The organism is Rhizobium sp. PL01, from assembly GCF_033447125.1.
Lineage (GTDB): Bacteria > Pseudomonadota > Alphaproteobacteria > Rhizobiales > Rhizobiaceae > Pararhizobium.
Window position 1 is genome coordinate 389,338 of record NZ_JAWQUM010000002.1, and the last position, 12,042, is coordinate 401,379.

Genomic DNA, 12,042 nt, shown 5'->3' on the forward strand with positions numbered 1-12,042 from the left:
GCGCCCTCATCAGATGATGAGAGCGATCATGCGGGCGCGCGCAGGCGGTTCAGTGCGGTCTAGCTACCGAACTGGACCGCTGCCCCGGCGTCGGGAGCCCGATCAGGCATAGTCTTGCCAGGAGCCCACCAAAAGTCCTGCCCGAATTCTTTCTGAAAAAATTTCTGCCGGCGCTTGAACGATTTGTTTGCTTCCGGATCTGCGAGAAACTGCAACTGGTCCATGGCGATGCGTTCCCAAGCCAGCCTGGTGTACCAAAGTGTGGAACCAGGCACATTCGAGCGAAGGAATTTCACAGCCTCTCGACCGAAATTGGTTTTCTCGCCGCTCGCCAGCTGGATCATGTTCCCGCCGGTGAGGTTCCAAACATCGTTTGCCCGGCCGATGAGAGGTCCGGCCAGCGTGGTGGCAAAGCCTCCGCCATAGCGGTTCACGTTCGAAAAGAGAAAGTCGCCATAGATTCCAAGGCCGCCACCTTGAAGCAGTGCGGCTCCCCAAAAGCCCTCGTCGGCCATGTCTTGCGGATCCCTGCCCTGCGCGATCTGCTTCATCTGCAGGGCCATGCCGCCCAGCAGCGTCGTCGAGATCAGCAGCGAGCCAGCGTAGGCTGCCCCTTTGGCCTTCTCCTGTCCTGCAATCATGCCATGGACGCGTCGGCCATGCAGCACGAGGAAGACTGTGCCGAAACTCTTGAACTGCGCAAAGCTGCGCATAACTTCGCCGATGAAAGTGCCTGGACGGTTCTCGTCGACCAGCATCACCTTCGATCGGTGCGAACCTGACGGGATAGCATATTCGGTTTCGGCCTGGATCATCTCCAAATATTTTTCAGCCAGTTTCGGATGCACGCGCGCATCGATCTCCTGCGGTCGTAGGATCATCGTGCCTTGGCCCATATCGTGCATCGGCAGCTTGCGCACCTGGTCCCACTCGCGGCCGTTTATACCGTAGCGTTTCATGACGTTGCGGAAAGCATCTGGAAGCTTGGTAAACTCCTGTCCGGACTGTTCGGCGGCGGTTCGCATGAAGGCGAGGCCGAAGGCGTGCCGCCCGGCTTGCGTCCAGGGCGTCAATCCCGAATAGGTCAGCACCCGGTCGGCGAGATAGCTTGCCCAGCCGGGGCCATCGAGCGTGCCGATGTAACGCGCCTGGGCGTGAAACACATGCATGGCGCTGTCGAGGATCAAACCCGACGCCACCGCCTCGCGTTTTGTCGAAGGCATCACCGCTTTAGCAACATCGGAGAATGTGCCTCGCCCGCCGATCCCCGCGAACTTGCGTGCAATAAATGTCGTGCCGAGATCGCTGACGGATGATAGTGCTGCAGATCCGAGCACACTGGCGGTGATGAGGCTCCGGCCCGCGGAAAGGCCGGCTGCCCAACGACCGTTGATTGGGGTTTCAAGCGAACCGCGGATAGATCCCCAGATCGCTCCAATGCGCTTTTCCGCAGCGTTGGCTTTATCCAGGGCATTCTCCGGCGTTGCTGCAAAACGGCTCGGCCTCCCCGCCGATCGGTTCATCGCCTCCTTGCGCACCGCCTGCCGCAACCATTCGATCGTGCCATCCGGATTTGGCCCCAGCACCTCCATCGCGGAAATGTCCTTCGCCATCATGTTGAGGTGCCCCATCATGGCGGCAAACGCGTCACCACCACCGCCATAAAGCCGCTGGTATTCCATCCAGCTGTCTGCATCGCGAAACACCAGAAAGCGATGCTCCGCCCGCTGGTTGGCCAGTGCGCCTTTGCCGAAACTCTGGCGCAACGGCTGGCGACGGTTCCATCCTTCAGTAGCTATGTTCTCCCAGATCTCCGTCAGCACATCGTCGATCTCGCCTTCATCGACAGCATCTCCCGTCAGCGGATGTTTCATGCGGGAGACGTCAAGCATCGGCCGTACATCCGCCTTCCAGGCTTCCAGCCCGCGTTTACGCAAAGCCCGCGCATCATGGTGCTGGGGCAATCCCCATTTCTCTAGCTTGCCGATCGCGCCGCCGGCGGCGTTGAACCGCTCGCGCAACCATTCATGGGTCTTTTCCCATACGCCGGCGAATTCCTTCGCCGCCTCGTCGCCGCTTGCCTGGCCGAACGCTTCACGCACGACGTTGTCGAGCTGGGCCTTGTTATGGCGCGTCACGTCGCCGCCCACCGCACCCTTGCGAAAATGATACAAAGCGTCGTCCATCCGGGCATGTGCCATCCCGATGATCGCACGCCGGCGGCCCTCTACACTGGAAAACGGCGCTGTACCGAAATGCTCGAGCAAGTCTGTGGCAGCTGCCGCGATATCGGCCTCACCCTTCGGGTTCCTATAGCTTTTGAGATCCGCGTCGATCCGCTTGATGCTCGATATCGCCAATTTTGCCTTGCGCCGCTGGTGGGCGGTCTCGGCCTTGAGGAGCGCTGCCAGCGCCTTCTTTGCCTCGGCATCGGCCGTTGCCTCGCTGTTGACGGCGAAGCGGCCGCGCAGCCGGTCGAAGTCCCGCGCAAGCTTCTGCGCGTCCAGTTCGGAGAGTTCGCCGCCTTCGACAGCGTTGGTAAGACAATCTTTGAAGCTCATGCCCGGCAGGCCTCCACAAGCTGAAATAAGTTTTCGTGATGTTCGATCTCGGCCATTAACTCAGCGCCGGTCAGAGTCCGGCCGTCGTCGAAAAAAGGGATATCGTAGTCTTCGGGCAGACCTTCGAGATCAGCCGCCGTAAACAGCGCTTCGTCGTCGATCACGGCCGGATCGGAGAGACCGCTCCGCGCCTCCGTCGTATTCGCCTGGCGGAACGTCGCCGCCGATCGATCTGCCTCTTCCGCTTCCCGGCCGGCTTGGTCGATAGCGATCAACACGCGGTCGAGCGCAGTGCCAGGATCTAGGTTTTCAGCATTAGCAAGCTCTGCCGCCTTGACGATCAAATCGTCATCGACGGCAGGACCGGCCCTAGCTGCAATATCAGTCACAAGGGTTTCGACATACGCCCGCTCGCCCTCAGCACCACGCACGCGAACATCTGACCGGGCGGCGGTGTCGAGCGTATCGAGCAGATCATTGACGGTGCTTCTCTCCATGGCATTCTCTGCTGTGCCATAAAGGTGATCGAAATACCCAGCTTCCGCCGCCACGCGCCGCGCCTGGTCAAGGGGTATCCCGTCGGGTTTAACCAGTTTTCCGACAAAGCGCTCCGATGCGTTGGCAATGCCCAGGGCTTCAAGCTCACCCTTGAAATCCTTAACGCCACCGGCAGAAGCAAGAAATTGCTGCAGGCTGCGTTCAGCAGGAGCGGCGCCTCCGGTTGCCGGCATCAGCCGATCGACAATCCGTGCGATCTGCTCGGCACTGGCCTCCGACACGAAAGGCTCGTTGCTGAGCGCCGCACGTGTTGCCCGATCGATCATCAGATCATGATGCGGCTCGGTTGCTGACCGTGGCATTAGCAACCCGTCCCGCGCGATCAAGTCGGCCTGGTCGATTGCTCCGCGTACCTCAGGTGGCAGGGTATCTCGGATTGGCTTGAGCGTCTCGATCGCCTTCAGGCCGTTGCCTCGCAGCCCCTCCGACACGTCGGGACGCACAGTCGGCGACTTGGCCAACTCACCTGCGGCAGATTCGATATCTCGGGGTCGGAACCCGCGAGAGATCGCCTCGCCGGCCGCCGCCATGCCAGAGCCGAGGACGCCGCCGGCCAGCGCAGCAAAACCAATGTTCTGCATTGCCTCTGCCAGTCCGTTCGGTAGGCCGGCCTGTTTCCGCCAATTCTGGACCTCTGACTGCAACAATGCCTCCGACAGGCCGTTGATCGCCGTTTCCTGCAGAGCGACTTTACCAATGCGGCCGATCGCAGTTTTCGCGCCGCCGGCGCCACCGCCGGCAAAAAGCGTGATCACCTGGAGAGGGTCATACAGTGAGCCCTGCAGGCCACCGGCAAGGACTGCTGCCCATTTGGCTGCACCATCGCGCGATGCCATAGCTTTTGCTAGCCGTTCATCCATATGTCTCGCTAGAGCCTCGGCGTCCCGCTCGAGCGGTACATCGGCCTTGATGACGTCGGCGGCGTCTGGATGACGAACCGTAATCTGTGCAAGCCAGGCGTTGAAATCATCAACCTCAGTTCCGGCTTGCGATCGAGACTGGAAACCACCCTGACTTGGGCGGCGAAAACCAGGGGTAACCTGCCCTCCGCGTCCGGCCAGGTAGAGCGGGTTTTGGCGCGTCTCCCCGGTGCGTTCCTGGATCGCCTTGATCCTGTCGTCATAGGCGCGATAGAGCGCCTGGTAGCTGCTATCGCTGTTCTCGACAAAAACCTGATGGTCAGACGATGCATCCAAAAGCTCGACGAGCGGCGCCTGTCCCGATCCTACAGAGGTCGGACGCTCTTCGGTGCCATTACCGTACCAGAAGCTCATTGCGGCTGCTCCGGCTGCCACCCAAACGGGTTGAACCCACCAATGCGATCAGACAGTGGATGCTCAATGGCGGCGCGCTGCAGCGCCCTTATGTCGAGCGTCCAATAGGCACCGTCTGGTCTTGTCAGATACCGTGGCTCTTCCCCCATGGGATCGCCCAACGCAACCCGATACATACCGTCGCCGGTGCTGACCAACTGCGAGCGGCGGAGCTGACGTGACGTGACCGGATAACCGGTGGTCGACTGGATCGGCGGTAACAGCTTCAGCTGATCATCTGTAATGGTTTCCACCAACCGCTGCGGCTCGCCCTTCGCCATGTCGGAAGGCGTTACAATACGAGATCCGTTCACTTCGTCGATGCCACCATAGCTCTCGCCATTGACGGTCCGGCCGCCAAGTGCGCGGTCAAGCGATTTCAGATAGAGGGTCTGCGCGGGCGATTCCTCGGTCTTGATCTCGGCTGGATCGATGCCCATGCGCGAAGCGTCCTTCTCAAACAATAGCTGGGCCGTCTGCAGCACCGCGTTTTGCGTGCGCGGATCCGCAAGAAATGCACCGGCAACAGCACTGGCGCCAAAACCATTTAGCTTGCGGCCGGTCTCTGGTGTCAGGTCCGCCAGCTGCTTTTGCCTTTTCATCGACAGGGTCGTCGCCACGTCCCGGGCAATACCGACATCACCGGTGGCGATCGACAATCCGGCCGCGTGAGCCAACGCCGGTCCGCTCTCCGAAAACTCGGAAAGTGCCTTGCTGGCATCACGGCCGAAGGCATCGCGAACGGATTGGGTGAACACGACCAGCGCTTCGGGGTTCTGTTCTGCCGCTTTCAACACAGCGTCCGCCTCGCCAGGCCGGAAATAACGTGGGCTTATTCCGAAATGTTTGGCAACAGCATCGGCCGCCCCTCGCCGGTAGGACACTGCACCGGCGATCTGTTCGGGTGTCGCCGTTCCATCCACGGGAATACTGGCAACTGGAGGGATAAGGCCAATAGCCTCGGCTTTGCCAAGAGGGTCCAACAGCACGGCCTGGCGGAATTCGGCGATCGTCTTACGCGCAAACTCGGTATCCTCTGGGTTGACCGTCTCGCCGCCACCTTTCAGGATGGAAGCAAGGTTGCGCTCAACCTCGCCGATCGGCTGCTTTCGCAGTGCGTCGGCAACACGCATGCGGGCGAAGGTCGAGGCGGCGATGGCCTTATTTTTTTCGCCCGGCCCGATGTCCAGCTGAAACCGGGACAATTCCTCCGGCGCCACGGGCTGGCCACGCGCAACTCTGTTGGCTATATCGTCGCCGCGCTGCTTCAGAGAGGCCGTAACGGTGGCGTCCTGTGTTCGGCGGGTAGCCGCAGCACTGCTCAATTCTTTTGAGATATCCGTCCAATCATCGGCAGTAACGCCATCGATGCCACTTTCACCATAATCCCGTTGCATCTCGGCGCGCATCTGATCGATCTGATCAGCGGACATGTCTTTGGTCTGTCCAACATAAAACCCGACAGTCATCGTGGATCGGCTGAGCTTTTTGGCTTTTCCTGCCTGCTCAGCATCCATAACGCCACGCGCAACGGCGCTATCATAGTTTGCGTCAATGGCTGCCTGCGTATCGGCCAGCGCCGATGCGGCTAGCGGATCGCCTGGCTTATATCCGGCAAGCTGCTGGGCCCGCCGGTTCTCCAGATCGTCGATCCGGGAAATCGCCTGCATGCGAACCTGCTGGTCTTGCCTCTCACGTTGGGCCTCCCGGCTCTTAGACATGAGCGCTGCCGCGCGTTTTTGATAGGCAGCAGTATACTCTGGCGCAATCTCCTCGAAAACATTGTCTCGCAAATCGGCAGTCAGACCTTCGCCCAAAGCCTTCTGCAGCATGGCCGGATCGTCGCTATAGGCATCATAAAGCGCCGTCTGGTTTTCAACCATGGCGGCGTCCGCCATCTCAAGATAGGTCTTTTCACCGGCCGTATCATAGGCGCGGCCGTATACCGTATCGCGGCCGGTCGGTCTCCATGTCCCTGCTTTACCAGGCTCGAGCGTGACGGGCTCTCGAACCGGAGTAACTGACATCGGACCAACGGAAGCGGCAGTCGGCAATTTCTGATAGCTGTCGCCGCCACTCACCTTGCTAGTCCAAAGTGTAGAAAACTGTCCGGCGCTCATATCCAGGGTGCCGCCGTTTTTCAGCACAGCTTCAACGCCAACGATATCACTCGCCTTCGCATTCGGATTTGCGAGAAGTTTAGCTGCTCCGCCGCCACCCTGTTGGTGTGCTAAGTACAATTCTCCCGCAGTGGGAGTGCGACCTAGCGCGCTGGTCAGCGTTGCGGTATTGTCCTTCATAAGGCGAGCGCCGGCATCGAGCGACGCAGCAGCATCAAATTTGTCGGTCAGCCCGTATTCGCTCGCGGTGCTGTCTATAAACTGAAGGATGCCGCCAGCCGTTGATTTGGGGTTTTTTGCGTTTGGGTTGAAGTTACTTTCAATCCTCGTGGTTTCCGATAGGGCGTGGGGATCGACACCATGTCGTGCGGCGGACTGCTCAATGAGGACGCGGATTTGCTCTGGCGGCACGACGACGCGGTTTCCGCCCTGCGCACCGCGAACATGCCCTGCCTGTCCATTCACGCTAGCGGTACCAGTCACCTGGCCGCCACTGAGCGTAGCCGCTGTTGGCGTGTTCGCAATGGCATCCCGGCGGCTATCGCGAAGGCCAGCGGCTTCTGCCTGCAGGTCTGCTTTTCGCCCGGCTTCGTCGGCTAGCCGGGCCATCCCCATGGAGACCTTGCGCTCCAACTCACCGCCTTCACGTTGCACCGAAAGGAGCCCGTCGGCAAGCGCCGGCTCGACGCGGAACGGACGGTAAGATACGGGTTCAAGACGACGGTTTGCCATTATTACCTGCCTGCAATGCTGCTTGCGCCGTTGAGCCCAATCATGGCGGCGTCGAACAAGCCGCCGGACTTGGCGCGAGCCGCCCGCTTCCTGTAGTTAACTTCCTTCTCCTGAAGGCGAGCAACACGGGTCTGCTCTGTCCCGTTGTCGGATGCCAGTCCAAGGTCCCCCTGCCTGAAGGCTTCCTTGCGCGCCTGGCCCGGCGTACCGAAAGAAAGATCGACCCCGGATGCGGCATAGGCAACATCTTGGTCGCCAATGCGATCCATCATCTCCTGCTTGATTGAAGAACGGCGCTTGATGCCCTGCAGTGTTTCCAGGGGCACTTCGCGCGCCGCGTCGTCGGCTGCCAGTGTCGCGGCTTCGGCGTCGGCATTTCCCGCGTTCAAGGCATTCACCATACCGAAAACCGTTGCCCCACCTTGCAGGAGGGTTTGCAAAAATCCACCGCTTGCGGCCGCAGGGGCGACCGTTGCCGCCGTGGTCGCGGCTGCTGCGCCAGCTGTCGCGGCAGAGGGAGTAAAAATCGAGGCAAAGGCCGTCGCGAATTCCATTACAATTTCACCCCCGGAATATAATCCCGCACATGCAGCCGGCCCGGCCGCACTTGCGTAATTGTCAATGTTGGATCCATGCAGGCGCCAATGAGACCCGCGACCTTCAGATGACCGTTGAAATTTACCTTGGGCTGAGAAAGATCGTCATCGCCCCTATTGAGCGGAATATCCTTCGCTGGCCGTCCGTTGGCGCCGATCGCGATGCTGGCCGTGTTCTCGAGGAAGAACAGGGCCGATCCCACTTTGCCCGGACGACGCACCACGTCGTCGTTTGCGAGCACACGCACATACGGCATGCTTTCGTGAATTGGTGCTGTCCACAGACCTATTTTCGCTGGCCGCGAAGGCACATCGGTCTGGATTGCACCTGAGGAAACAGTGAATGGCCCGAACACGTCGTTGTCGATCAAGGCCCAAACCACCCGCCCGTTGTGGATCGCCAGCCCGCTCGCCTGCCCTGTAAGGTCCGTCGTCACCGCCAAAGCCACCTGGAACAGGTTGGCTATGTCTTCCTCGAGGAGCTCGACCGAATGCACACCGGCACGCTCCACCGAAACCCAGACCTGATCCTGCCCATCCACCGAAAGTTCGTGAACAATGCCGCCGCCGGCGACGGTCCATTCGGATGCAGCAAACCGAATATCTTCGCTCACGTTGGCAATGCCGCATACTACCCGGCCGTCATCACGCAAAATCCAGAGCCGGTCGGACACCATGGTTCCCGTTTTGCGCTGCACGGAAATCGACTTGATATTGCGCACCAGGTCGCCATCCGCCGCGCCGTTCAAATCGTTGACGGGAACCGGCGTAAAGCTTTCGCTCACAGCGTCGTAGTTGGCGCGGTACAACCGGCCGCCGTCGCTTGAAACGAAATAGACATAACCTTCCAACGAAACCGGCCTGCAGCTCCTGCGACTTCCGATCGTCGAGGCCCGAACCCAGTTCAAGGGCTCGTTGCGCTTAATCGTCCGGTTGCTGGCGAAATACTCGCCCCGATCTGTAAAGGCGACGAGGTAAGTCGCATCGATGACATGGAGGATAGTTTCCGACGTTTCCGTTCGGAGTGCTTCCAGGCGAGCCCCGGCATCGTTCTGGCTTTCGATGTTTAGGTCGAAATATTCACCGGTCTTTGACATCGCCAGCGCCGCCGGCTTGGCGTTCGGCGCAAGGTAGATTTGCCTGTCTTGATAGTTGATCGACCCGGAAAAGCCTCCCCTTGTGACGGAAATAAGTGGCTCCCCCAGAGTCTTACCGATGTCGATATGTGAGGCGAGAACCGAAACTTCGGATGTATTCAACACATGTGCGTCCACCTGGTACTCGCTGCCGGAGAGGCTATTGGTGAACACGATGTTGAATGTGCGGTAGCGGGATTGATCCTGCGCGGGGTCGTATTGAATATCGACGTCATTGTTCATACCCGGCAATGCCCGGATCTCTGTTCGCAACGCCGTAGCCATTGCGTGCCAATCGGCTGCAACGGACACGTCCGGAGCGATCGCAACGCTGGCTCCATTAAGCAGACGCACTGCACCCGTCTGGTTGCCGTCGATACTGACATTCATCACCAAGGATGGTGCCGCACTCGTCCAGCGCAGATAGAGGGACCAGTAATCGTTGGTCTTGGTGTAGACACCACCAAGATCCACTTCGGGTAGATCGCCATAAGGCCAGGTTGAAACAGTCCAGGACGTATCGTCCAAAGGATTGCGAAACAATCGCACCGCGTTCCAAAGGTCGGGGTGGAAGATGCCGACGGTGTTTGCTTCCCCGTAGAACTGCAAATCAGGCACCATTGCGGAAGTGATCGACACGACGGCGACTGTAGCGACTTTCACCCGATCATTACGCCAGATGGCAACGCTGCCCGCTGTAACAATAAGCGTGTACGAGCGGTTGGCATCAACGTTGAGCACTCCCTGCCGGCAGACCGATGCAACGCCGGCGCCGCAATAGGCTGACCCCGGCAAAAGCTTAAAACCTGCCTGCGGAATTGGCTCGATGCCTTTCATCCGCTTGGCGCCGGAATAATACTGTTTCAGGTTCACCTTGCCATAAAGGCTTTTCGAAAGCTGACCAGCGTTAACGCTGCTCTTGAGCGGACCGGCAATGCGGGTCATGCGTATTTCCCCGCCCAATCTTCGCCACCGTGCGTCGAGGTCCGCGCGTTGGTCAGCGGATTGTCGTCCGCCTGCGGGCTACCTATGGGATTACTGGCCTTGTCCTGCGCCATTAACCGGCCAAACAAACCGCCGGTTCCTTCACGTGAAGGGGTTCCGAAAGCTTCCACCAGCATGTCGGCCTTCATATCCTTATCCTGCCAGACGGGAACACAGAGATAGGCACCCAGCGCCACGACGAAAGCGCCGCGCCACTCTGGCGGCCAGGTGTCGGGATCGACCGCCACTTTGACCAGCGACCATGTTTCTGTACACTCACAAAAGAGCTTTCCCTCTTCGATCGTGAAATTGCGCAGCGGGCGCGGGCTACGCCCGGCCTGATCCATGATCTTCAGTGGGTTACCGATACGACTACCGGGCAGATCAAAACCATAGGACCAGCCATTTTCCGGCCGGTCGGCAAGGCGGGTATTCCGGAAAGTTTTGCGAGAAAAGGTCCAGTCGTGCATGCCGAAGGTACGATCAACCACTGGCTGCCAGACGTTTTCGATCTGGCTCGCAAGATCGCTGTCGTCATCGACGGAAAACATCGGCCCGACGCCGATCTCGGTCAAAGCCCAATTGATGATTGTCGCCTTGTCGATGCTCATGATCAGCCCGCCGGAAATAAAGAACCGTGGCCAGAGTACCGGCCACGGCGAGGCGTTGAATGCGGCAACGGGTCAAGTGGCGGTTAGGCCACCATCGACGACGGTTGTGATGTTTCCGGAAGCCGGCACGGTCGCGAAGCGCAACACCACACGGGCGGGCGTTCCGTTGATGTCGGCGACCGCATCGACGATGCTATCCTTGGTGAGATTGTCCCGGCTGCTGTTGAAGAAACCGGCCGCCTGGATCTCGGCGAGCGTGTGAACGGTGGCATAGTCGAAGAACATGATCTGCCGCTGACCCTTGATGCTGATCGTCGTGCGACGGCGAAGATCGCGTGGCTGGTGTACCATGGTGAAATCCTCTTGATGATTGGAAGAAACAACACCGCCCCGTAGCCGGGACGGCGCTAATTGCAGTGATCAGACGCGAACGATGTCTTTGATTGCCTTGGCGCGAATGCGTTTGACGCCTTCCGGCAGCAGGCCGATGGCAGCCCCCGAAAGAGCGGTGTCGCAAAGGATGGGCTTGCCCGCCTTACCGATCCACTCGTTCATGTCCATCTGCTCTTTCGACCAGAAGGTTTCGCAACCGACGGCGTTCTTGGTCCAAAGGAAGCTATCAAGATACTTGGTATCGTCCCACTCGGACTGCCCTTCGACCCAGGCGGCCGTGCCATAGGTGAAATGCTCATCCGGCAGAGCGAGGAAGTGGACGCCCCGGAAGGTCTTTTTATTGACCAGAGCCGAACGCGCAAACGGCAGTTCCTTATCGCCCTGGTAGTCCTTGCTGGCGAATTCCTTGTACATCTCCAGCTGGTCAAACCACATGAACGGCATGGCCCAATAGCATTCGCCATCACCACCAGCCCCACGGATCTGCGCGCAGGCCGTCATCGCATAGAGCATATCGATGCGTGCGGATCCGTCACCAAAGGTGACCGGCGTCGTGGGCCCGCCGCCGGGTATGTTGGCGTTGCCGATATTGCAGAAGGCATTGAGGGCGTCGAACTTGATCCCGTCCCGCTTGACGCGCACGGATTTGGACATCGCATCAGAAACTTCTGCCTGATAGGACGGGGTCTGGCGCAAAGTGTCCTGGTTGCGAATAGTCGCTTCTGCGGTGTAATCGTCCGCCTGGAGTGCAACGACATCGACGTCGAGGCCCTGCGGACGGACTTCCTCGATCGCACCGGACAGCTTGTACATCTTGATACGGCCGCCGGAGATCGGAAACTTGACGAAACCGGCAACTTGCTCGCCGCTTTTCATCGTTCCGTCGAGCAGTCCGCCGTTGGACTTTAGCCGCTGCGACACGCCGTCTTTAATGATTTCCTTGAACCATGCTTCAATAGCCATGGATAGACCCTCGGATTGGAGTGTGATGGACGAAATCACCGAGAGGGCCGATTAGCCGGATTAGCGCCGGGTCCT

General features: G+C 59.4%; 8 protein-coding genes. All 8 read right to left on the bottom strand.

The window, feature by feature from the left end:
* Positions 1–59 precede the first annotated feature (59 nt).
* Positions 60–2,561 carry a hypothetical protein gene (locus R6X40_RS06265; protein ID WP_318411927.1) on the bottom strand — a complete coding sequence of 834 codons (2,502 nt, stop codon included), beginning with the start codon at positions 2,559–2,561 and terminating at the stop codon, positions 60–62.
* Complete coding sequence (locus R6X40_RS06270; RefSeq protein WP_318411929.1) at positions 2,558–4,393, bottom strand: hypothetical protein; 1,836 nt, start codon at positions 4,391–4,393, stop codon at positions 2,558–2,560. Before R6X40_RS06270 ends, R6X40_RS06265 begins: the two co-directional genes overlap by 4 nt.
* Positions 4,390–7,284 carry a transglycosylase SLT domain-containing protein gene (locus R6X40_RS06275; protein ID WP_318411931.1) on the bottom strand — a complete coding sequence of 965 codons (2,895 nt, stop codon included), beginning with the start codon at positions 7,282–7,284 and terminating at the stop codon, positions 4,390–4,392. Before R6X40_RS06275 ends, R6X40_RS06270 begins: the two co-directional genes overlap by 4 nt.
* A 2-nt stretch (positions 7,285–7,286) precedes the next feature.
* Positions 7,287–7,838: a hypothetical protein gene (locus R6X40_RS06280; protein ID WP_318411933.1), complete on the bottom strand. Its 552-nt coding sequence runs from the start codon at positions 7,836–7,838 to the stop codon at positions 7,287–7,289.
* Positions 7,838–9,961 carry a hypothetical protein gene (locus R6X40_RS06285; protein WP_318411935.1) on the bottom strand — a complete coding sequence of 708 codons (2,124 nt, stop codon included), beginning with the start codon at positions 9,959–9,961 and terminating at the stop codon, positions 7,838–7,840. The genes R6X40_RS06280 and R6X40_RS06285 overlap by 1 nt, the downstream gene beginning before the upstream one ends.
* A complete protein-coding gene (locus tag R6X40_RS06290; RefSeq protein ID WP_318411937.1) occupies positions 9,958–10,611 on the bottom strand; it encodes a hypothetical protein in 654 nt (217 codons plus the stop codon). Before R6X40_RS06290 ends, R6X40_RS06285 begins: the two co-directional genes overlap by 4 nt.
* A gap of 72 nt (positions 10,612–10,683) precedes the next feature.
* Positions 10,684–10,962: a hypothetical protein gene (locus tag R6X40_RS06295; protein ID WP_318411938.1), complete on the bottom strand. Its 279-nt coding sequence runs from the start codon at positions 10,960–10,962 to the stop codon at positions 10,684–10,686.
* Positions 10,963–11,031: 69 nt separating this feature from the next.
* Positions 11,032–11,967: a phage capsid protein gene (locus R6X40_RS06300; RefSeq protein ID WP_318411940.1), complete on the bottom strand. Its 936-nt coding sequence runs from the start codon at positions 11,965–11,967 to the stop codon at positions 11,032–11,034.
* Positions 11,968–12,042 lie beyond the last annotated feature (75 nt).